General features: G+C 72.3%; 19 protein-coding genes and 4 tRNA genes. 13 read left to right on the forward strand and 10 right to left on the reverse strand.

Annotated features, from left to right (window positions below):
- Together ACH4B3_RS12565 and ACH4B3_RS12570 are read right to left on the reverse strand one after the other, a co-directional pair.
- Complete coding sequence (locus ACH4B3_RS12565) at positions 1-285, reverse strand: acyl carrier protein (RefSeq protein WP_398462798.1); 285 nt, start codon at positions 283-285, stop codon at positions 1-3.
- Positions 286-316: 31 nt separating this feature from the next.
- Positions 317-2218, reverse strand: coding sequence for a KedN5 family methylcobalamin-dependent radical SAM C-methyltransferase (locus ACH4B3_RS12570; RefSeq protein WP_398462799.1), 1902 nt, complete (start codon positions 2216-2218; stop codon positions 317-319).
- A gap of 567 nt (positions 2219-2785) precedes the next feature.
- Here ACH4B3_RS12570 and ACH4B3_RS12575 point away from each other — a divergent pair.
- From ACH4B3_RS12575 to ACH4B3_RS12585, 3 genes are read left to right on the forward strand one after another with little or no spacing between them, the layout of a single operon-like run.
- Entirely contained in the window at positions 2786-3718 is a 933-nt protein-coding gene (locus ACH4B3_RS12575) for a PIG-L deacetylase family protein (RefSeq protein ID WP_398462800.1), read from the forward strand.
- Positions 3719-3777: 59 nt separating this feature from the next.
- Positions 3778-4413: a transcriptional regulator gene (locus ACH4B3_RS12580; protein ID WP_398462801.1), complete on the forward strand. Its 636-nt coding sequence runs from the start codon at positions 3778-3780 to the stop codon at positions 4411-4413.
- Positions 4413-4940, forward strand: coding sequence for a hypothetical protein (locus tag ACH4B3_RS12585; protein ID WP_398462802.1), 528 nt, complete (start codon positions 4413-4415; stop codon positions 4938-4940). Before ACH4B3_RS12580 ends, ACH4B3_RS12585 begins: the two co-directional genes overlap by 1 nt.
- Here the strand turns inward: ACH4B3_RS12585 and ACH4B3_RS12590 are convergent, their stop codons facing one another.
- Positions 4941-6017 carry a methyltransferase gene (locus ACH4B3_RS12590; RefSeq protein WP_398462803.1) on the reverse strand — a complete coding sequence of 359 codons (1077 nt, stop codon included), beginning with the start codon at positions 6015-6017 and terminating at the stop codon, positions 4941-4943.
- Positions 6018-6087: 70 nt separating this feature from the next.
- A complete protein-coding gene (locus ACH4B3_RS12595; RefSeq protein WP_398462804.1) occupies positions 6088-7113 on the reverse strand; it encodes a radical SAM protein in 1026 nt (341 codons plus the stop codon).
- 351 nt (positions 7114-7464) lie between these two features.
- On the opposite strand from ACH4B3_RS12595, the gene ACH4B3_RS12600 reads away from it, so the two are divergent.
- The 7 genes from ACH4B3_RS12600 to ACH4B3_RS12630 all read left to right on the forward strand — a co-directional run bounded on the left by ACH4B3_RS12600 (position 7465) and on the right by ACH4B3_RS12630 (position 14644).
- Entirely contained in the window at positions 7465-9174 is a 1710-nt protein-coding gene (locus ACH4B3_RS12600) for a carbamoyltransferase (RefSeq protein ID WP_398462805.1), read from the forward strand.
- Positions 9171-10373 carry a DegT/DnrJ/EryC1/StrS family aminotransferase gene (locus ACH4B3_RS12605; protein ID WP_398462806.1) on the forward strand — a complete coding sequence of 401 codons (1203 nt, stop codon included), beginning with the start codon at positions 9171-9173 and terminating at the stop codon, positions 10371-10373. Before ACH4B3_RS12600 ends, ACH4B3_RS12605 begins: the two co-directional genes overlap by 4 nt.
- 52 nt (positions 10374-10425) lie before the next feature.
- A complete protein-coding gene (locus tag ACH4B3_RS12610; protein ID WP_398462807.1) occupies positions 10426-10914 on the forward strand; it encodes a glutathione peroxidase in 489 nt (162 codons plus the stop codon).
- Positions 10915-11126: 212 nt separating this feature from the next.
- Complete coding sequence (locus tag ACH4B3_RS12615) at positions 11127-12326, forward strand: cytochrome P450 (RefSeq protein WP_398462808.1); 1200 nt, start codon at positions 11127-11129, stop codon at positions 12324-12326.
- A gap of 171 nt (positions 12327-12497) precedes the next feature.
- Positions 12498-13703 (forward strand): helix-turn-helix domain-containing protein, encoded by a 1206-nt coding sequence (locus ACH4B3_RS12620; RefSeq protein WP_398462809.1) that lies wholly within the window; start codon positions 12498-12500, stop codon positions 13701-13703.
- A 102-nt stretch (positions 13704-13805) separates the two neighbouring features.
- Positions 13806-14183 carry a hypothetical protein gene (locus ACH4B3_RS12625; protein ID WP_398462810.1) on the forward strand — a complete coding sequence of 126 codons (378 nt, stop codon included), beginning with the start codon at positions 13806-13808 and terminating at the stop codon, positions 14181-14183.
- The gene (locus tag ACH4B3_RS12630; protein ID WP_398462811.1) at positions 14180-14644 is read left to right on the forward strand and encodes a hypothetical protein; all 465 of its coding nucleotides are present in this window, start codon (positions 14180-14182) and stop codon (positions 14642-14644) included. The genes ACH4B3_RS12625 and ACH4B3_RS12630 overlap by 4 nt, the downstream gene beginning before the upstream one ends.
- 95 nt (positions 14645-14739) lie before the next feature.
- Here the strand turns inward: ACH4B3_RS12630 and ACH4B3_RS12635 are convergent.
- The 4 genes from ACH4B3_RS12635 to ACH4B3_RS12650 form a co-directional block, all read right to left on the reverse strand.
- Positions 14740-14812, reverse strand: a tRNA-Lys gene (locus tag ACH4B3_RS12635).
- Positions 14813-15015: 203 nt separating this feature from the next.
- Entirely contained in the window at positions 15016-17274 is a 2259-nt protein-coding gene (locus ACH4B3_RS12640) for a DEAD/DEAH box helicase (RefSeq protein WP_398462812.1), read from the reverse strand.
- Positions 17275-17731: 457 nt separating this feature from the next.
- A complete protein-coding gene (locus tag ACH4B3_RS12645; protein ID WP_398462813.1) occupies positions 17732-18319 on the reverse strand; it encodes a hypothetical protein in 588 nt (195 codons plus the stop codon).
- Positions 18320-18577: 258 nt separating this feature from the next.
- Positions 18578-18928 carry a metallopeptidase family protein gene (locus tag ACH4B3_RS12650; protein ID WP_398462814.1) on the reverse strand — a complete coding sequence of 117 codons (351 nt, stop codon included), beginning with the start codon at positions 18926-18928 and terminating at the stop codon, positions 18578-18580.
- Between the two features lie 172 nt (positions 18929-19100).
- On the opposite strand from ACH4B3_RS12650, the gene ACH4B3_RS12655 reads away from it, so the two are divergent.
- The 3 genes from ACH4B3_RS12655 to ACH4B3_RS12665 all read left to right on the forward strand — a co-directional run bounded on the left by ACH4B3_RS12655 (position 19101) and on the right by ACH4B3_RS12665 (position 19412).
- Positions 19101-19173: transfer RNA gene (locus ACH4B3_RS12655), tRNA-Glu, on the forward strand.
- 38 nt (positions 19174-19211) lie between these two features.
- Positions 19212-19286: transfer RNA gene (locus tag ACH4B3_RS12660), tRNA-Asp, on the forward strand.
- 52 nt (positions 19287-19338) lie between these two features.
- Positions 19339-19412 (forward strand) — tRNA-Phe (locus tag ACH4B3_RS12665).
- 211 nt (positions 19413-19623) lie between these two features.
- Here the strand turns inward: ACH4B3_RS12665 and ACH4B3_RS12670 are convergent.
- Complete coding sequence (locus ACH4B3_RS12670; protein WP_398462815.1) at positions 19624-20007, reverse strand: hypothetical protein; 384 nt, start codon at positions 20005-20007, stop codon at positions 19624-19626.
- Positions 20008-20387: 380 nt separating this feature from the next.
- Positions 20388-21743 (reverse strand): sigma factor-like helix-turn-helix DNA-binding protein, encoded by a 1356-nt coding sequence (locus tag ACH4B3_RS12675; protein WP_398462816.1) that lies wholly within the window; start codon positions 21741-21743, stop codon positions 20388-20390.
- Between the last annotated feature and the right edge of the window lie 227 nt (positions 21744-21970).

Raw genomic sequence — 21970 nt, forward strand, 5'->3', positions numbered from 1 at the left:
TCACGGCAGGGAGGGGCTCTCGCCGACCTTCTGGTCCAGGATGTACGTGGCGAGGCCCTCGATGGAGAACAGCGTCTCCTCCGTCAGGTCCTCGTCCTCGAATACGACGTCGAACTTCTCCTCGAGGATCAGCAGGTACTCCAGGGCGTCGAGGGAGCTGAAGCCGTACTGGTCGACCAGGCTGGCATCCCCCGTTCCCTCCTCGGGCAGCTGCCGGTGCTGATCGGACTTGGTCATCCCCGCTGCGATCTCGTGCAGTTCTCGTATGAGCCCGGCGCGGTCCATCGTCTCTTGTCTCCCGTTGTGAAGGATCTCGTCAAACCCGCGTGTACTGTTCGGCGAGCTGCTGCTCCGTCAGTCCCCGGAAGCGGTCCATGCGGAAGTAGTGCTGGAGGTCTCCGCCGAACTCGGTCCGGTAGTAGAAGGCCGTCGTGTGCTTCTCCGGCTCCGTGCTCACCTGCTCGCCGCGCCGCAGCGCCGCGATCAGCTCGGGGACGGGATGGGTGAAGGTCACCCCGTCGCGCATGTGCCACTGTTCGCCGTACTTCTCGACCACCGGCAGGTCCTCCTCGGGGCCCGAACCGTCGGGCAGCGGGCGGACCGGCTGGCACATCAGGTCGTAGCGGAACACCTCGTCCAGCAACTGCACCAGGTGCTCGGGCAGGCCGGGGCGCATGGCCTCCTCCCACCACTTCTTCAGCAGGCGCTTGGTGAGTAGCCGCCAGACGTTCGCGTCGACCTGTTCGCTGGCGGAACTGGTCGGCTTGGCGACCGCGTGCAGCTCCATCGCCTCGGAGTCGTCGCTGCTCTCCACCCAGTCCGAGAAGCTGAGGATGACGCGGGACTGGGGGACGTCGGCCAGTTCGCGCAGCGCGACCCAGATGTTGTGCAGCCACAGGCTCCGGGCGAGCACCCGGTTCCAGCAGATGAAGCGGAGCATCCGCTCGTTGTCGGCGAGCGTCATGGTCCGGTGCGACAGCACGTAGTCGAAGTCGTCGTTCTCGCCGCGCACGGTCACCAGACCGTGCACGTCCCGCTTGTCGTGGTATTCGGTGTTCGGCAGCAGCATCAGCGGATGGACGGCGATGAACGGCGTGTGCCGCGCCGCCCGGTCGTAACCGTCCAGGAAGGACGCCACGGTCTCGCCCGGGGCTCCCCAGATCAGCTCCAGGTACGGGGTGATGCCGTGGTCCGTCAGCCATCCCACCAGGCTTTCCCAGTCGTTCAGCTTCATATTCCGCCGGCGCATGAGGTCCAGGACGTTCTCGTCCATGGTCTGCAGCGCGAGGATGAAAGCGCTGTGCATCCCGGACTGCTTCATCTTTTCCATGATGCGGTAGAAGCCGGCCGACTTGTTCTTGGCCCAGGATGTTTCGAGCCGCCGCGGGAACCCGTACTTACTGCGGACCCGGAGCATGTCGTCGAGGAACTCCTCGTCCTCGCGCAGCAGCCCGAAGTTGGAATCGGCGAGCATGAGGATGTCCGCGCCGTTCCGGCCCAGGACTTCGAGTTCCTCGCGCAGCCGCTCCCGCGAGAATGCCCGCATCTTCTGCCCGGTCGCGCCTCCCCAGTAGCAGAAGGCGCACTTGTAAGGACATCCGCGGTTGGTCTCCATCAGGGCGTAGTCGTAGAGAAAACGCCCCTGTTTGTCCACCAGCGGTATCGCTCCGCTGAGAATGGGGGACGGCAGGATCTCGAGATCCTGAATGCGTTCCCGCTCCGGCGTGGTGACGAGGTTGCCGTCCGCCTCACGGAAGGAGACGCCGGCGATCCCGTGCAGTTCGGTGGGGCGGGCGCCGTCCAGGTAGCCGTTCATGAGGTCCCGGAAGACCAGCTCCCCCTCGCCGTTCACTACCACGTCGACCTGCGGGAACATACGGAAGACGCGCTCCGCCTGGTGGGCGACGTGGTTGCCGCCGAAGATCACCCAGCCGTCCGGGTTCAGCTGCTTGAACGTCTCCGCCAGGGTTCCGAACGAGCGGTAGTTCCAGCCCAGGACGGAGAAACACAGGATGTCCGGACAACCGTCCCGCACCAGGTCCCGGGCCATCGCGTTCAGACCGGCGTCGCCGGGATAGTTCCTGATGGAGATGTCCATGCGTCGCCGAATGCGCTCATCAGCGTCGGCATAGGACTTCAGGTAACCGATCGCCAGCGGCATGGAAGCTGCGGAATTGCCCCAGACTCCTTGCTGTACAAGTAGTACCCGAGTCTCCATTCCCTGCTTCGCCCCCTAATCGCGCTCCGCCAGGCCATGTCGCTCTTTGAGGCTACAGGAGAAGATCTCCCACGCAATGGGGCCACCACAAGGGTGCCTACCGCGTGGCCGATTCCCGGCGTCCGCACATGTTCGGCCATGGAGTGCGCGGCCGGCGGAACCGGCCGGAGCCACGCCTTGACGATCTTCCGCGGGTTCCCGCACAAGCGGGCTGAGGTGCCGGTTCACTTACGATCTTCACCCGTAACGCACCCGTCGCGCCCGGGGTGGCGGCGGCCTGCGGAACGGGCGTCCGCACCGGATGATTGGCCGGAATCGCCTCCGTTGGCCGTCTCGGCAGGGGGCTGACCCGACACTCTCCGGAGGCAGCTTTTCGGCCACCCGTCCCCGTGTTTCTGCCTTTCTGGTTCGGCCTCTGTGGGAACCTGTCGGCGATCGGTACAGTGCCGCCCGTATTGCGTCTGTTATTCGTCACTTCGGGCTCGGAGTTACATGACGGAGATTCCTGACACATGGTGCCCGATCGCGCTGCCACATGTGGAAACGGCAGACGGACTGATCCAATTCATGGGGCGCGAGGTGTCCGGCGGGGACCGGCCCCCGGACGGTGACGCGGACCTGCTGGCACGCTGCGACGGCAGCCGCCCGCTGGGCGGGTTCCCCGCTGCGGAGCGGGAGACCGTCGAGCGGTGGCGGCGGGAGGGCCTGGTGGTGCTGGCGCCCGCGGCCGGGGCCGGCCCCGCCGCCCCGGACGCCCCGGACGCCCCGGTCATCGTGTCTCCGCACCCGGACGACGCGGCGCTCGCCCTCGGCGGGACGGTGGCGCGCCAAGGGGCCCGGTTCCTCGACGTCTTCAGCGTCGAGACCTGGACCAAGGAGCCGTACTACGCCGACCGGCCGGAGCTGACCCGGCGTCTGCTGCTGGACGAGGAGGCGGTCGCCGCCCGCGTGCTGGGCGCCCGGGTGGAACTGCTGGGCTTCGTCGACGCCGCCGACCGGGATCTCCGACGGGACGCGTTCTTCGCGGCCACGGCCTGGTCGGGCGGGTTCGCGCAGGAGGAGCCGGAGCTCTTCGGTGCCGTCACCGACCGGCTCGCCGCCCTGCTGGACGGCGCCGCCGAGGTGTACGCGCCGCTGGGCGTCGGCGGGCACGTCGACCACCTCGCCTGCCGGGAGGCGGTGCTGGCGCTGGCGCGGGACGGCCGGCTCGACGGCGCCCGGGTGGCCTTCTACGAGGACCAGCCGTACTCCCTGTTCTCCTCCGCCGAGGAGACCGCGCGGCGGCTCGCCCCCCGCCTCGCCGCGGCCGGACTCGGCGAACCGTCCCCGGAACTGCGGCCGGTGGACGACCTGGCGGCCCTCACCAAGCGCGAGGCGCTGCGGGCCTACCGCATCCAGGTGCGCCAGGGCATCATCCGCCGCATCGGACGGCACGGCACCCACCTGGCAGAGAAGTCGGACCACCCGGCGGCCGAGCGGATCTGGCGGATCCCCGGCTGACCACCTCTCCCACCCACGACCAGCGACCGCGGCCCCGCCGCCCCTGTGGAGGGTTACCTATGTACGTTCTGGCCCAGTCCCTTGCCCCGGCGGACCTCGAGGTCCTGGCCGAGGCGTGCGCCGAAGTCGGGCTCACCCTGCACGACGCCGACCCGGAGGCCGGCCACGAGACTCCCCCGGACGCCCTGCTGGTGTCCTTCCACCGCAGCGCGGCCCCCGCGCCGGAGGACCTGACCGTCGCGGACGTCAAGGGCCGGGGCGGCTACCCGGTCGCCGTGCTGGACGGCATATCCGCGACCGACGTGCTCGCCGCGGTCTCCGGCGGCTACAGCTTCACCCTGGCCAGTCCGCTGCGGCGGCCCCGGCTGGTGGAGACCCTCAACTACCTCAGGAACGTCACCCCGCCGGAGAACACCCAGGTGCTCACGCTCGACGGCAAGGGGTCGCTGTGCTCCCCGTCGAAGTCGGTGCCGGTCACCGACGCCGAGGCCGGGCTGCTGCGGCTGCTCGCCGGCCGGTCGGGCCAGATCGTCTCCCGCGAGGACCTCACCGCGGCCACCGGGGGCGAGGACGTGAACCGGGTGACCTCGGTACTGAAGCAGAAGTTCCTCGACATCGACTCGGGCGCCAAGCTCCTGAAGATCCCGCACCTGGGCTTCCGGCTGGTCGGCACCGTGCGCGAGGGCGCCGTCTGATGCGGATCGTGGTGATCACCGGAGCCCCCGGAGTGGGGAAGACCCGGCTGGGCCACCAGTTGGTGGCCCGGTACGGCGTGCCGTCCGCGGCGATGGACTGCGACCCCGTGGTCTACCCGTGGGACGGCGACCAGCCGCTGTACGACCTGATGGCGTCGACCGTGCGGGCCACCCTGCCCGTCTACCGCGACTGGGGAGCCCGGGTCGTGGTCATCAGCGGGGTGGTCCTCGCCAACCGGGCCTACGAGCGCTTCCAGAAGGTGTTCCAGGACCTCGGCGCGGAGGCGGTCTACTACGGGCTGCGCGCCGACCCCGACGCCCTCGCCGCCCGGATCGGCAACGATCCGGGCGGCGAGCACTTCATCGAGGGCCGGCTGGCCGAACGGCACCTGGACGCGGAGGTGCCCGACGTACCCGGCATCCGGCTGGTCGACACCTCGCGCCTGAGCCTGCGGGAGGCGACCGACGCGGTCGCCTCCCGGGAGCTGGCCGAGCTGGGGCCGGAGTGGATCGGGCCGGCCGCCTGATCACTGGAAGCGGCCGACCTCCAGACCGTCACCGGACCGCACGGAGAGGACGAACCCGTAGTAGTGCGTGGCACCGATGCTCGTGACGTACTCCCGGACCTCGTCGCCGAGCACCCCGGTCAGCTGCTGGTTCTCGTCGCGCGGCGCGAAGGCCGGCCAGCGCGGCGGCGTCGAGGGCCGCAGCAGCAGCCGTCCGGAGACCTTCAGGCGGCGCAGTTCGGCCTCCAGCTCCGGCACGAAGAACGGTCCCCGCTCGTCGCCGTACGCGGCGGCCTGGAGCAGCGCCTCCCCGTCCTCGGTGAGCAGGTCGGGCACCCGGCGCAGCAGTTCCCAGAAGAACTCCAGGCCGTCCAGGCCCGCCTCGCCGGCCAGCCAGCCCAGCGATCCGCGGCGCAGCGGCAGGCAGGGCGGGTTGGACACCACGAGGTCGAACCGGGAGTCCAGCGCCAGGGACATGATGTCCCCCTCGACCGCCGTCAGCCGGTCGCCCAGCCCGTTGAGGTGGGCGTTGAACGTGGCGGCCGCCAGGCACTCGGGGTTGACGTCGACCGAGACCACGTCGGCGCCGTTCCTGGCCGCCGAGAGCCCCAGGATGCCGGTGCCGCAGCCCAGGTCCAGCGCCGTCCGGGCCCGGCGGCGCGCCGCCACCAGCCGGGACAGGGTCATCGAGTCGGTGCCGACCCACGGCGCGTAGGACCCGGTGTCGCGGCCCGCCGCCCGCCACGCGGCGAGCAGCGACATGCCGTCCCCGCGGACCAGGCAGTAGTCGGCGGACAGCTTCCCGGACTCCTCGGAGAGCACCCGGGCGCGCAGCAGCAGGTCCAGCAGCGGGCCCGGGACCCCGGCGCGGGCGTCGGCCTCCGCCACCGGCTCGCCGAAGACGAACAGCGAGGCCAGGACGGACTCGGCGGACAGCGAGGTGGAGATCGCCGCCAGGCTCCCGGTGTTCCGCCACGGCGCCAGCTCGCCGAGCCAGTCCCCGGCCAGAGTGAGCAGGTCGTGCTGCGGCAGCGTGCCGAGCCTGCGCAGTCCGGCCCCCGCGAAATCGTCGCCGGAAATCCCGTCCACGGATATCATTACGTCTCCTCGACGCCTTGGGTGCTCTGGTTCTGACATTCCACCGTCCACGGGATCGGATGGGGGGCGTTCACTCGGCCGGCGTGAAAATCGGCTCGAATGCCGCCTTCAGCTCCCGCAGCCGTTCGAGAGCCCGGGGCCCGGCGTACGGTGCACAGCGCGCGATTTCCTCCTCGGAGATCCCGCCGAAGAGGTAGAGATTGACCACGTCGATCGGCCCGGTGCAGCTCTTGCAGTACGAGAAACGCGGCCGGGGCTGCATGAACATATCGTAGTGCTGGTGCTTCCCGAACTGCTCGGAAATCAGCTCCGGCTGCTCGGTGATATTACCCATCGGCTTGAGCCAGGCATACGGGCAGCAGGAGACGTCACCCTGACCGAAAAGCTGCACCATGGTGGACGTCGCATAGCACCGCAGGGTACGCACACCGGTGCTCAGCTGGTTCCCTATGTGCTCGACGAAGGCGCGCGGCGGCAGAACGGGCTGCAACTCGTCGTAGCGCTCCAGCAGGGTCGCGAAATGATCTCCGAGCGGCGGCGCGTGCGAGGTCCGGGTTTCTCCGCGCACCGGGAAGAAGTACAACATCACGCCCTGCCCGTACCGCTGGAGCAGGAACTCGGCGAAGTCCGCCTGGGAGGCGACGTTCAGGTCGGTGAGCACCGCCTGGATCTCGATGGGAATCCCCAGCTCGACCGCGTGGTCCAGGTGCTTCATGATCACGTCGAAGAGCCGGTGCTGCTTCGGCGGCAGCCGGTGGCCGTTCATCTCCAGCGTGTGGCCGTCGAGGGAGAGGCACAACTGGACGTTGCCCAGCGCGGCGAGGGCCTCCAGCCGCGGTGGCGTGAGGAACACACCGTTGGTGATGACCTGGACGACCTCGTACTTCTCGCTGCATTCCTCGACGAACTCGGTGGAGCCCTTCAGCCAGAAGAACTCACCGCCGCTGAGGCGCATGATCGGGCTGTCCACGTGACGGTGATAGGCGTCGAGAATCTCGTGCCAGTCCGCTCGCCGGTCGGTGGTCAGGCGCAGTCTGGCGTCCGGGACGTTCATGAGGAGGTTGAAGTCCTCGGTGAGGCAGTAGGAACACCGCATCTGACATAGCTGTTCCTCGATGACCATGTCGTTCATGAGGAGCTTGAGGCGGTTCTGTCCATCGCGATGCGCGAACATCGCATCGCGGAAATGAGTCTTCAGCGCCACGCCTTCATCACCGCATTCAGGTTGTTTTTGCGCATGACTCTGCCGTTGACCGGGGAGTCTAGGTTTTCCCTGGATACAAGGTCAATGCCTCATGCAGCAGGTCTTTCCGGCCGGCCGCAACGCGACTCGATCCGAGTGGAGGATGGCTCATATTCGCCTGTAGGCCAACACGGCGTGACGTTGTAGCGTTGCGTCCCGTACTCACCAAATCGGTACGCCTGAACTGGGAGTAAGGACGGCTGTATGCTCGCTCTGGGTCTCGGCGGTTCAAATCATGACTTCTCGGCTGCTCTCGTCGAAAACGGCGAGATCGCCGTCGGCATCGAAGAAGAGCGCCTGGCTCGACGCAAGTACGCCGTCAATGTGAACTCGCTGGCGAACCAGTGCTGGCGGTACTGCCTGGAAACGCACGGGGTCCGGCTCGCCGACGTGGAGGCGATCGTCGCGGACGACACGCTCCTGCCGAGCTGCTACTTCCCGTTCCGCAGCCGCACGACGCTGATCAGGCACCACATGGCGCACGCCGCGAGCGCCTTCTACCCCTCGCCCTTCCCCGAGGCCGCGATCCTCGTCGTCGACGGCGCCGGCAGCCTCTACGACGAGGAACAGGGCATCGAGACGATGACCCTGTCGGTCGGCAGCGGCACCGAGATCACCGAGATATCCAAGGTGTACGGGAAGAACTGGAGCACCGACGGGCTCCGCTCGGACCGGGTCTACCAGGCCGGCGACAGCGACCACTCGCTGGGATTCATGTACAAGGCGGTCAGCAAGGCCATCGGCTTCACCCTCTACGAGGCGGGCGACTGGTACCTGACCGAGGACGGCAAGACCATGGGCCTCGCGCCCTACGGCACCGACCGCTACCGGGCCGAGTTCCGCCGCCACCTGGACCTGCTGCCGGAGGGCAGGTTCGAGCTGCACCTGCGGAGCGGCGGACTGCTGAACTTCGTCGAGCACGCGCTGGACGGGCTGGAGGGCGAGGAGCGGTTCACCCGCGGCGCCGACCTCGCCTGGGCCGCCCAGGACCTGCTGGAGACCGCGGTCCTGCACGCCGCCCACTGGCTGCACCGGGAGACCGGGCTGACCCGCCTCTGCCTGGCCGGCGGGGTGGTGCTCAACTCGGTCGCCAACGGCAAGATCCTGCGGGACACCCCGTTCACCGACGTCTTCGCCCAGCCCGCCGCCGGTGACAACGGCTGCGCCGTCGGCTGCGCCTACTACGGCTACCACGTGCTCGGGGAGCAGCCGCGGCCGCGCGGCCCGAAAGCCCCCGCCGGCTCCCCGCGGCCCCAGCGCCACACCTACCTCGGCCGCCGGTACACCACCGAGGAGATCCAGGCCGCGCTGGACGCCTCCGGGCTGCCCTACCGGCGGGTGGCCGAGCCGGCCCGGCTGGCCGCCGAACTCCTCCCGCAGGGCTCGCTCATCGGCTGGTTCACCGGCGGCTCCGAGTTCGGGCCCCGGGCCCTCGGGCACCGCAGCATCCTGGCGGACCCGCGGCGCGCGGAGATGAAGGACATCCTCAACAGCAAGGTCAAGCACCGCGAGTGGTTCCGGCCGTTCGCCCCCGCGGTCCTGGCGGAACGGGCGTCGGAGTACTTCGACCTCGACATCGAGTCCCCGTACATGCTGATCGTCGCGCCGGTGCGGGAGGACAAGCGCCAGGAGGTCCCGGCCATCACCCACGTCGACGGGACGGCGCGGGTGCAGACCCTGACCGCCGAGGCGAACGGCCCCTTCCACGCACTGGTGGAACGGTTCGGCGAGATCACCTCCGTGCCGGTGGTCCTCAACACCTCCTTCAACGACCGCGGCGAACCGATCGTGGAGACCCCCGAGCAGGCACTGGCCTTCTTCGGGCCGAGCCAGCTCGACTACCTCTTCCTGGAGGACTTCCTGGTGGGCCACAGCACGACGGACCTCGACACGGCGACGGGAGCGGCCGAGTGACCGGCGAACCCGGGATGCGCTACGAGACCTGGCGGGCCCTCGCGCTGTGGGGCGAGGAAGAGGCCGCCGCCGCCATGGAGGTCATCCGGTCCCGGTCGCTGTTCCGCTACTACGGGCCGGACCTGGGCCACCGCACCGACACCTTCGAGCGCGAGTTCTCCGAGCTGGCGGGGGTCCCGCACACGGTCGCCGTGTCGTCCGGGACCGCCGCCCTCACCGCCGCGATGGTCGGCCTCGGCATCCCGGCGGGCGCCGAGGTCATCGTGCCCGCCGTGACCTTCGTCGGCAGCGTCAGCGCGGTCGTCGCCGCCCGCGGCATACCGGTGTTCGCGGAGGTCGACGACACCCTCACCCTGGACCCCGGGCAGCTGGCGGGGCTGGTCACCGAACGCACCTGGGGCGTGATGCCGGTCCACCTCGGCAACGTGGCCGCCGACATGGACCCGATCCTGGAGGTGGCGCGCCGGCACGGGCTGCGGGTGGTGGAGGACGCCGCCCAGGCCGCCGGGGTCGGCTACCGCGGCCGGCCGGTCGGCGGCCTCGGTGACGCCGGCGCCTTCAGCTTCCAGCTGGACAAGAACATCACCGCCGGCGAGGGCGGCGCGGTGACCGTGACCGACCCCGACGTGTACGACCGGGTGGCCAGGTACCAGGACCAGGGCGGCCAGTTCACCACCTCCAAGGGCGCGACCCGGGGCAGTGGCGACCAGCCGCCGTTCATCGGCACCAACACCCGGATGACCGAGCTGACCGCGGCCGTGCTGTCCGCGCAGCTCCCCCGGCTGGCGCCGATGTGCCGGCGGCTGCGGGACGTCGCCCGCCAGGTCCGCGCCGAGACCGCGGACCTGTCCGTCCAGTGGCGGAGGCTGCCCGACGAGGAGGGCTCGGGCGGCGACCTCACGCTGTTCCTCGAATCCCGGCTGGCCGCCCGCAGGTTCGTCGCCGGACTGCACGAGGCGGGCATCCCGGCGCACACGATGTACCAGGGGCAGACCGTGACGTCCAACCGCGCGGTACGCGAGGGGCGCACGCCGTGGGGCGTGGAGTGGGACCGGCCCCCGCGGTTCCGGACCAGCGAGGGGCTCCTCGGCCGCTCGGTCACGATCGGGCTGGGTGCCGCGATGACCGACGACGACGTCACCGCCCTCGTCGCCGCCTTCCGGAAGAACTGGGAAGGCGCCACCGGACAGGCCGGCTGACCGCCCCGGAACCAGACCGCCGAAGTACCACCGACAGGAGCGACACACCGGCATGACCCTGTACGACATTCCCGTCCGCACCCTCGCCGGCGAGCCCGGGGACCTCAGCCCCTACCGGGGCAAGGCCCTGCTCGTGGTCAACGTCGCCTCGCAGTGCGGCCGTACCCCCCAGTACGCCGCGCTGGAGGAACTCCACCGGCGCTACGGGCCACGAGGATTCGCCGTGCTGGGCTTCCCCTGCAACCAGTTCGGGGAGCAGGAGCCCGGCACCCCCGCGGAGATCCGGGAGTTCTGCTCCACCACCTACGGCGTCACCTTCCCGCTGTTCGAGAAGGTCGAGGTCAACGGCGCCGCACGGCACGCCGTCTACGAACTGCTCACCGCCACCCCCGACGAGCACGGGGTGGCCGGGGACGTCGAGTGGAACTTCGAGAAGTTCCTCGTCTCCCCCGACGGCCGGGTGGCCCACCGCATCCGCTCACGCGTCAAGCCCGACGCCCCGGACGTCGTCGCCCGGATCGAGGCGCTGCTGCCGGCCTGACCGGCGCCGCCCGCTGACGCGCCACCATCGCGCGCTCCCCCCACTCACCACCGGGTACCCACCCACCCGGGTACACCCCCCACCCCTCTCCTCGACGACGACGTTTCCGGCCCCCTTCCGCGCCCGCGCCGCCACCCGGCCGCGCCACCGCGCCCGTGCGCCGGCCCTCGCGGCCGCGCCCCCGGCCGGCCGCACCACCAGGGAGCACACCCATGCACACCCCCACGCTCGAAGACCTGACACGCCCCGGGACACCGCTCGCCGACGACCCCTACCCGGTCCTCGCCCAGCTCCGCGCACGAGGCCCGGTCCACCGCCTCCGCACCGCCGACGCCGGCGACGTCTGGGTGATCGTCGGCCACGAGGAGGCCAAGGCCGCCCTCTCCGACCCCCGGCTGCGCAACGACGTCCGGCACTCGGGCGGCTGGGAGGACGACGGCGGGCACGCCATCGGGCGGAACATGCTCCAGGTCGACCCGCCGCACCACACCCGGCTGCGCCGCCTGGTCGCCGGCCAGTTCACCGCCCGGCGCATCGAGGCGCTGCGCCCCCGCGTCCAGGGCATCACCGACGAACTGCTGGACGCCATGCTGCCGCAGGGCCGGGCCGACCTCGTGGAGTGCTTCGCGCTGCCCCTGCCGATGGCCGTCATCTGCGAACTGCTCGGCGTCCCGGCCCCCGACCGCAAGGCCTTCAGCGAGTGGTCCGCCGACATCGTCACCCCCGGCAACCCCGACGCGGCCGCCTCCGCCGAGGCCATGACCGGCTACCTCACCGAACTCATCGGCGCCAAACGCCGCACCGGCGGGGACGACCTGCTCAGCGCCCTGGTCCGGGCCACGGACGAGGACGGCGACCGGCTCTCCCTCGACGAGACCATCGGCATGGCCTTCCTGCTGCTCGTCGCCGGGCACGAGACCACCGTCAACCTCATCTCCAGCGGCGCCTTCGCGCTGCTGCTCCAGCCCGGGCAGCTCGCCGCGCTGCGCGCCGACTGGACCCTGCTGGACGGCGCGATCGAGGAGATGCTGCGCCACGAGAGCCCCCTGGGCACCTCCGCCTTCCGCTACACCGCCGAGGCCGTGGAGATCGCCGGCACCGGCATCCCCGCCGGCAAACCGGTACTCGTCGCCCTGGTCGCCGCCAACCGCGACCCGCGGCGCTTCCCCGACCCCGACCGCTTCGACATCGGGCGCGACGCCCGCGGGCACCTGGCGTTCAGCCACGGCGTCCACCACTGCCTGGGCGCCCCGCTCGCCCGGCTGGAGGCCGCGGTTGCGCTGCGCAGCCTGCTGGAGCGCTGCCCCGGTCTCCGCCTCGCCGCCGACCCCGCCACCCTCACCTGGCGCTCCGGCCTGATGCGCGGGCTGCACCGGCTCCCGGTCGCGTTCGGCCCCACCGGCCGTCCGTAACCCCGGGCCCCACCGGCCCCCCACCGGCCCGGCCCCCGGCACCGGGCCCCGGACCCGACGGACGCCTGCCGCGCCGCCTGCCCCCACCGGGTGGTGAGGACCGTTCGTTTCTTACCCCTGAAGCCGGCCGGGAGTAGCGTTCTGAGTGTCGAGGCCAGAACGGAGCCCAGCATGCCACTGAGCATCGGAGAGCACATCGGCGCACGTATCGCCGACTATCGGAAGCTTCGCCAGTTGACCCAATCGGCGCTCGCACAGCGAGCGTTCCTCTCCCGCGGATGCATCGCGAAGGTCGAGCGTGGGCTGGCGCCGGCCACCCCCAGTGTGGTCGCCGCGGTGGCGAGAGTCCTCCAAGTCGACGTAGCCGCACTGACCGGCCAGCCGTACGTCTCCGAGCTGCAGCAGGATCGGCTCGACCGACTCGTCTCCCCGCTTTCGGACGCCCTGGACATGTACGACCTCGGCCCCGACCCGAACGTCACTCCCCGTCCGCTCGAACAGGTTGAGCGAGACGTGCGGGACCTGTGCGCCGGCGCCTGCGCCACCGAGTACAAGGACATCGGAACCGCGCTGCCCGGCCTGCTCGGCGAACTCACCACCGCGATGGGCGAGCTTTCGCCGGGGCCGGACTACCGGCGCGCCGCTACCTCGCTGAGCTGGTGCTACTGGACCGCGTACGAGTTCGCCTACCGTCTCGGCTACCACCACCTGGCCACCATCGCCCTGGAACGCATGGGTTGGATGGCCGAGCAGGCCCAGGACCCGCTGCTGCTCGCCATCCGGCTGAACAAGCGCAGCAGCATGCTGTTGCGCCGAGGCGACAACCAGATGGCCCTGCGCGTGATCGAGCGCGGTCACCGCCTGGTCGAGCAGTACGACGACCCCGGGTCCACCGAGGCCCTGGCCGTGGCGGGCAGCCTCCACCTGGCGGCGGCCATCTCCGCGGCCCAGGCGAAGGACACGGACACCGTGACGGGACGCATCGAACTGGCGCGTAAGGCCGCGACGGAGATCGGCCGGGATGTGCCCGACGTCTACTGGTCCTCGTTCGGCATGACCAACGTCGCCCACTTCGACGTCGCGACGCTGGTCGAGCTGGGAGAGCTGGGCCAGGCGGTGCAGCAGTCCCGCCGGCTGCACTTCCCGGAGTCGCACCCGAAGATGCGGGTGGGCCGGTACTACATCGAGATGGCCCGCGCCTACGCGCAGATGGGCAAGCACGAACCAGCGGAGCGGTACCTGCTGCGCGCCCGGAAGGTGGCGCCGCAGCAGGCCCGGTATCACCCGTTGATGCGGGAGACCATCGGCACACTGGTACGTCGCCAGCGCCGGGCCCCTGAGTCGCTGTCCTCCTTGGCCGCCTGGGTCGGCATGTAAGGAGCGACGGCCATGTCCGTTGTTCCCGATCCGGGAACACCAGCGGATGGCCATCCCGGCACTCTGTGAGGGTAGCCACACAGTCCGTCACCGGAGCCGACCATGACGACCCACGCACCCCATCGCCGCCCGCCCGCCCAGCGGGCAAGCCCGTTACCGATCGGCGGCGGGCCGGTCATCCTCTACGCCAGGACGGCCCGCCCCGGCCGTCCGGACGTCCTGCTCGGCCGCTTGCGCCGGTACGCCGCCCGGCAGCGCTGCGAGGTCACCGCCGAGATCATCGACCACGCGCCGCCCGCCATCCCCATGGCCCACCGCCGGCAGTGGCCCCGCATCGACCGACTGATCACCCACGGATCCGCCCGCGGCATCGTCACCCCCGCGTGGACCGACGTGCGGTACGTCGACCGGTTCCTGACCCTCGACGCGTGGCTGGACGACCGCCGGGCGTTCCTCGCCGTCACGGAGCCCGAGCGGTGACCGGCCGCTGGGTGCCGCCGGAGGAGAGCACGGCGCAGCGCGCCGGCCGCTGGTGGGACGCCGTCCGAGCCCCCACCGACATCGGTGCCCCCGCCCTGGACCAGCTGGGGGAGAAGTCCGGACCGGTCATCATCGACGGATCGGGCAGCCTCATGTACTGGCTGGTGGAACCCGGGACCGCCACCGGGTGGCGCATCCCGGACGTGCAGGTCCTCGGTGCCACCGACCGGGAGGTGGCGTTCGTCGGCGTCCCGTCCCGGCACGCGACCCGCGGCCGCGATCTCCACTGGCACCGCCCCGTACCCCCGGACGGCCGGTACCTCACCGACACCCGGCTGCTCCACGATGCCCTGGCCGAGACCGCGGCCGAGCTGACCGCCGCCGGGACGGAGAGCACGGAGGACGCCCCGCCCGGGCGGCACCTCGTCACGCCGCCGCCGGCCGGCAAGCATGACCGCTGACCTCTCGGGCCCGCAGCGGACCAGCAGGGCGGGGGTCGAGGCACCGGAGTGACATCCGAGGCGCTTCGGCCGCGCACTGACCTTGCCGTTCTGGGTGGGTCATCAGGGGCTCGAACCCTGAACCAATGGATTAAAAGTCCACTGCTCTGCCAATTGAGCTAATGACCCGTACACCGCAGCATAGCCCGGACGGGGACCAAGCCCCGAGCCAATACCCCCAGCGAGCCGTGGAAGCCTTTCGGGGAACCCAACGCGGCGCCGTGGAGCCGGACTTACCTCCGACGCGCGAAGGCCCGTACGACACCCGGGGTCCGGGTCCTGTCGTACGGGCCTTCGTGTCGTGCGGCGGCCGCGGTCAGCCGCCGCCCGGATCAGCCGTTCCGCTTCCAGCGGGGCTTGTCGGCACGGCGGTCGAAGGACCGGCCGCCGGCGCCGCGGTGGTCGTCCCGGCGCGCCGGACGGTCGTCCCGGCGGTCCCGGCCGAACGGGCGGTCCCCGCCACGGTGGTTGTGGTCGCGGTGGTCACGGTGGCCGTGCTCGCGCCGCTCGAAGGGGCGACCCGGACGGTCGTCCCGGCGGTCCCGGTTGAAGCCGCCGCGCTCGCCGCCGTCCCGGTTGAAGCCGCCGCGCTCGCCGTCCCGGCGGTCGCGGTTGAAGCCGCCCCGGTCGTCCCGGCGGTCCCGGTCACGGTCCCGGTTGAAGCCGCCGCGGTCGTTGTCCCGGCGGTCCCGGTCACGGTCGCGGCCGAAGCCGCGGTCGTCCCGGTCCCGGCGCTCGTACGGACGGTTGCCGCCGAAGCCGCCGCGGTCGTTGTCCCGGCGGTCCCGGTTGAAGGACGGGCGCTCCCGGTCACGGTCCCGGTTGAAGCCGCCGCGCTCGCCGTCCCGGCGGTCGCGGTTGAAGCCGCCCCGGTCGTCCCGGCGGTCCCGGTCACGGTCGCGGTTGAAGCCGCCGCGGTCGTTGTCCCGGCGGTCCCGGTTGAAGCCCCGGTCGTCCCGGTCCCGGCGCTCGTAGGAGCCCCGCTCGTGGCCGGCGGCGCGACGCGGCGCCTCGTCCGCGGCGGCGGTGACCTCCGCGGCCGGGGCGGCGGCCTGCTCCGGCACCAGCGGCGTGCTCACCGCGGCGGCGGCGTCGCCCTGGCCGGCCTCGGCCTGCTCCACCGCGGCGGCGGGCGCCTGCGGCTCCTCGCCGCGCTCCCGTGCGACCCGGGCGGCCAGCCGGTCGGCTTCCTCCCGCAGCTCGTTCGCCCGGCGCTGCACCCGCTCCAGCTCACGGGTGAGCTGCTGCACCTCGCGCTCGGCCTGCTTGGCGGAGTTCGCCGCCGACTCGGCCTGCACCTCGGTGAGCGAGCGGGCACCGGTGATCCGGGCCACGTCCTCGTCGAACGCCCCGGCGCCGCCGACGATGTGCCGCGAGGCGTCCACGCCCGCGTCCTCCATCAGCCGGAAGATCTGCCGGCGCTGGTGCGGCAGCGCGAGGGACACCACGGTGCCGCTCTGCCCGGCACGGGCGGTGCGGCCACTGCGGTGCAGGTAGTCCTTGTGGTCGCCGGCCGGGTCCACGTTGAGCACCAGGTCGATGCCGTCGACGTGGATGCCGCGCGCGGCGACGTCGGTGGCGACCAGGACGTTGACGTAGCCGTCCTTGAAGTCGGCCAGGGTCCGGGTCCGGGCACCCTGCGTCATGCCGCCGTGCAGGGCGTCGGCCCGCACCCCCGCGTCACACAGCTGCTCGGCCACCCGGTCCGCGCCCAGCTGGGTGCGGACGAAGATGATGGTGCGGCCCTTGCGCGCCGCGATGGCGGCGGTCACCGGGGCCTTGTCCTTGGGCTTCACCACCAGGACGTGGTGGGTCATGGTGGAGACCGCACCCGCGGACGGGTCGACCTCGTGCGTCACCGGGTCGACCAGGTAGCGCTTGACCAGGGTGTCGATCTCGTTCTCCAGCGTCGCGGAGAACAGCAGCCGCTGGCCGCCCTGCGGCACCAGGTCGAGGATCTCGGTGACCTCGGGCAGGAAGCCCATGTCGGCCATCTGGTCCGCCTCGTCCAGCACCGTCACCTGGATCTTGTCCAGGGACGCGGCACCGCGGTCGATGATGTCGCGCAGCCGGCCCGGAGTGGCGACGAGGATGTCGACACCGCGCTCCAGGGCGTAGATCTGGTTGCCCATCGAAGTACCGCCGCAGACGACCTTCAGCTTCAGGCCCAGCACGTCGCCGTACGGCTGCAGCGCGTCGCTCACCTGCATGGCGAGCTCGCGGGTCGGGGTGAGGATCAGACCGCGCGGGCGCTTCTTCTCGGTGTGCCCCCCGGCCAGGGTGGTGAGCAGCGGCAGGCCGAAGGAGAGGGTCTTGCCGGAGCCGGTACGGCCACGGCCCAGGATGTCCTTGCCGGCCAGCGCGTCCGGGATGGTCGCGGCCTGGATCGGGAAGGGCGTGGTCACCCCGTTCTGCGCCAGCTTGCGGACGATCTGCTCGGGAAGCCCCAGGTCGGCGAAGGTGATCTCGGGCGCCTGCTCGGCAGCCGTCTCCTCGGCCGCCTCGGCCGCCTCGGTCACCGGAGTCGGCTCGGTGGACTCCACGGCCTCGTCGGCGGCGGGCATGACGGAGTGATCAGTGGAAATGGACATGCGAAATGCGAAACCTTCCGGAGTCTCGGCACGCGCCCAAGCTCCGTGTTTCGCAAAAGACCGCCTCAATGCGGTCAGCCACGGCAAGGTAAGGAACGCGCCACGCGGCGCGCTTCGGTTGGGGCGCCGGGCAAATGGGATCAAACGATCTACCACCATACGCACTCCCACCCGTCGAAAGCAAATTCACCCGACCGGGGCCCCCGGACCGCGCCGGAATCCACCCGCCGCCGGCCCCAGGCGGGGCCGCCCCGGGGCGGACGCGTCGCGGTCCGCTCAGCCGGGCTCCACCCCTGCCGCCGGCCCTGTCCCCGTCTCGAACCGCGCCCCTGCCGCCGCCCTGGTCCGCGCCCTCATCCCCGCCCCGGCCCGCGCCGGTGCGGCCCACGACCGGGAGCCCCGGGGCCGCCGGGCCGCCCGGCCGTAGCGGGGCCGCCCCGGGGCCGTCGCGGTCCGGTCAGCCGGGATCCGCCGGACCGCCGCTGCCGCCACCCTCGCCGCCGCCCTGGTCCCCGCCGCCGGGGTCGCCGGACGGCGCGGGCGCGGTGGGCCCGGGGTCGGAGGTCCCGGGGTCCGAGGTCTGCGGCGGCGGGGAGGAGGGCTCCGGCGGCCGCGGCGCGGGCGGGGTGTCCGAGGGGGCCCCGCCGTGCTCGGAGGGCGCGGACGACGGCTCACCGGAGGCCCCGGAACCCGACGAGGACTCCCCCGCCCCCGATCGCGCGGACGGGGACGCGGACGCCGACGGGTCACCCTTCCCGTCCCGCTCGCCCTTCTTCCCCTTGCCGTCCTCGCCGTCCCCGCCGCCCTTGCCGTCCCGGTGCGCCGTGTCCCCACCGGTCCGCGCGGTCCGCCCGGGCGGACCCGCCCCGCCGCCCGGTTCCGCGGCCCGGCCCCGCTGCTCGGTCCGGCCCCGCTTGTCCGGCCGGTCGTCGTCGTCGGAGATGCTCATGCAGCCGCCCAGCGCCACGGCGGCGGCCACGACGGCGGCCACCCGCGTCGCGGCACGCGCGGACGGACGAGCGGGGCGGGCGGGAATTCCAGGCATGGGCGAGCCACCTCCAGGCCGCGGGGAACAGGCCCCCTGCCCAACTGGCACCGCACCGCCCAGGACACGCCGCCGGCGCGCCCGGACCGGCCGCGACCGGTGCGGTACCCGGGCGGCCCTCGTCCTCGGTCTCCGGCTCGCTCTCCGGCCGGTGCCACCGCGCCCGCGGCCGCGTGCCGGCGGCCGGGGCGCGGGTCCGCACGGGCCAGGCGGCGCACCGCGCCCCAGGGCCCGCGTCCGGCGGCCCGCCCGGCGGCCTCAGCCGTAGCCCAGCGCGTGCAGCCGCTCGTCGTCGATACCGAAGTGGTGGGCGATCTCGTGCACCACGGTGATCTCGGTCTCGGCGACCACGTCCTCCCGGGACTCGCACAGCCGCAGGGTGGGCCCCCGGTAGATCGTGATCCGGTCCGGCAGCACGCCCGCGTACCACTCGCCCCGGTCGGTGAGCGGCGTCCCCTCGTACAGCCCGAGCAGCTCGGGGTCCTCCGGGGGCGGCTCGTCCTCCACAAACACCGCCACGTTGTCCATCAGCCGCGTCAGTTCCGGGGGGATCCGGTCCAGCGCCTCGGCGACCAGCTCCTCGAACTCCTCGCGCGTCATCTCCAGCACGCCGCCATTGTCCGCCAGCGAGCCCCGGACGGGGCAGTGCCGCCCGCCGTCCGTCCCACCCGCGCGGCACCCCCGCCGACCTCTCCGTTAACCGTTTTGGCGAACCCAGCCGCCATCCCATATGCTTCTCACGTCCCCGACGGCGCCGGAAGGCGCAACAGGTGGGCCATCAGCCCTCATCGTCTAGTGGCCCAGGACGCCGCCCTTTCAAGGCGGTAGCACGGGTTCGAATCCCGTTGGGGGCACGCAACACCATGTGCGAGACTAGTGCTCGCACAAGCTTGGTCCTGTGGAGCAGTTTGGAGTGCTCGCCACCCTGTCAAGGTGGAGGCCGCGGGTTCAAATCCCGTCAGGACCGCTGCAACCGCGAGGTTGCTGCCCTGAGCTCGTCGAGAGCTGGGGGTGCCCATGGCTGGGTAGCTCAGTTGGTACGAGCGTCCGCCTGAAAAGCGGAAGGTCGCCGGTTCGACCCCGGCCCCAGCCACAGTCCCTGATCAGGGAAGATGCCCGCCCCGAGGGTTCTCGGAGCGGGCATTTCTGTTGTCTCCCGCCGGGTGCCCGCCGGCCCGGCACGACGTCCAGCCACGGGGCCCCTGCGCGGGATGCTGCCACGGGCCCCGGCCCGGGATGCTGCCGCGGACGCCCGGCGCGTGCTCCCTCGGAGCGGCGAGCGCCCGCGGCGGGGCGCCGGCCGGCTAGGCGCCGCCGGACTCGTCGAGCAGCCGCTTGCCGTGGATGGCCGCCGCCCGCGACCACAGGCAGGCGGTGCAGCGGGAGAGCGTCCAGTAGGGCGACGCGTTCCGGGCCGAGCGTTCGTTCATCCGGCGGAAGTTCCGGCGGTCGCGGACCCGTCCGCACGGCGCGTCGCGCGAGTGGTAGATGGTGAGGTCCGGGCCCGGCGTCCAGCGGACCAGGCAGGGGATGGTCTGGCCCTCCCGGGCGGCCCGCACCGCCTTCCGGGTGACCTCCTGGAGCCGGGCCGACGTCTCCTCCTGCAGCCGCCGCGTCTCGGCGTGGTGTTCGCCCAGGATCTTCAGCTTCTGCGCCCGTAACTGGTTGAAGAGTTCGTCTTGATCCATGTCGTCTCCGTAAGAACCTGCCCCGTCGGGAAGAGATTCTCAGCCGAAAAGCTGCCGGTAGGACCTGGTTGATCGGATGACGCCGAAGAGTGACGCGAGGTGATCGAACCCGGGGGTTTCCAGGTCGCGGCGGATCGTTTGTCGACGTACGTGTTCCTCCGCCGGGAGATGTCTTCGCACCCGCGGTTCACGAGCCGAGCGGGCGGGCGGCTCGCCGGGCGGGCCGCCGGGTGCGGCCGGTCCGGTGACCCGTCCGCGGGCTGTGCGACGCCCCGGCCCGGCGCGGCACCGCTCACCCCCGCCCGGGCGGGCTCCCGGATCCCGGCGTCGAGACCGGCGGTCGAAGGCGCGCCGCGCGTCCCCTCCCGCGGTCGCGGAGGTCAGCCGCGCTGCGCGGCCGCGAAGGCGAGCTTGTCGGGGTTCGCGATGGTGCGGACGCCGACGATCCGGCCGGGTACCAGTTCGGGGGCGATGACGCAGGTCAGCACCCCCGACTCGTGGACCAGCACGGCGGGCTCCCCGTTCACCGCGCTGATCTGCGTCGCGGCGCGCGCCACCCCGGACTCGGCCGCCCAGCCGATCAGGTGCCGGGCGACCTTGGCGCTGCCGATGGCCGGGCGCCGCGGCGTACCGACCTTCCCGCCGCCGTCGAACCAGGCCATCACATCGTCGGTGAGCAGCTGTTCCAGCCCCTCCGCGTCGCCGTCGACGACCGCGGCGAGGAACCGGCCGACGATCCGGGCGCCCTCTTCGGGCGGGTTGGCGGGGCGCCGGCGCGGGGCGCCCACCTCGGCCCGGGCCCGGTGGTGCAGGTGGCGGACGTCGGCCTCCTCGATCCGCAGCAGCCGGGCCGTCTCGGCGTCGCTGTGGCCGAACGCCTCCCGGAGCACGAAGGCCAGCCGTTCGGCGGGGGCGAGTCGCTCCAGCAGCACCAGCACCCCCAGGGAGAGGGACTCGCGCTGCCCGGCCGTCTCCAGCGGGCCCAGCCGGGTCTCGGCGTACCGCACGGGCTCGGGGAGCCAGGATCCGACATACTGCTCCCGGCGGGCCCGGGCCGCGGCGAAGCGGCTGACGGAGAGGTCGGCGACGAGCCGGATCAGCCAGGCCCGGGGGACGTCCACGGCCTCCGCCCGCTGCCAGCGGAGGTGGGCCTCGTGGACCACCCGCTCGGCCTCACCGGCCTCCCCCAGCATCCGGTAGGCCAGGCCGAGGAGGTGCGCGCGGAGGGCCTCGAAGTGCTCCGGCCGGTCCACGGGGCGGCCCGCGCGCGGGGTGTCGTCGGTCTCCCCGGACGTCGGCTGCCCGGGCGCCGGCTGCCCGGCCGTCGGCTGCCCGGGCAGCGTGCCGGCGGCGGTGACCGACGGTGCGGCGCCCGCGGGTGCGGCGCCGACCGGCGGAAGGTGCCCGAACGGCGGCAGGTCCCGGGCCGGCAGGTGCCCGGTCGGCGGCAGGTCCCGGGCCGGCAGGTCCTGGGCCGGTATTCCTTGGGCCGGCAGCTCCCGGGTGGTCATGCCCTGGGCCGGCAGCTCCGGCGGTGCGGTCCCGGGCACCGGGTCCGCACCGGTCGCGGCGCCGGGCGGGGCGCCCACCGCGGTCGCGGCGGTGGCCGGCGCCTGCCGCGGGTCCGGGTCGCCGGGCGGCGCGTCCTCCGCGAGCGGGTCCGCGGCGTTTCCGTACTGCACGGTCGTGTGTTCCGGCGTCACACCGGTCACACGGTCCAGGCTCTCAGCGGTCACGGCCTCCAGCCTGGCACGGGCCCGTGGCCTTAGGAACGGATCCGGCGGCAATCGGCGGGCGCGTGACGGAGCCGCCACCGTCCCGGGGCGCTCCCGGGACAACGCCGCGCCCCGGGCGCACGGTTCACCAGGTCCGGCGCGGCGGCTCGGCGCGGCAACCCGGGCGGGACGGAGCGGCAGCCCCGGCCCGGCGACCGGACGGAGGCCCCGGGAGCCCCGGCGGGCGC

This window comes from Streptomyces sp. NPDC018031 (genome assembly GCF_044327625.1).
Classification (GTDB): Bacteria; Actinomycetota; Actinomycetes; order Streptomycetales; family Streptomycetaceae; genus Streptomyces.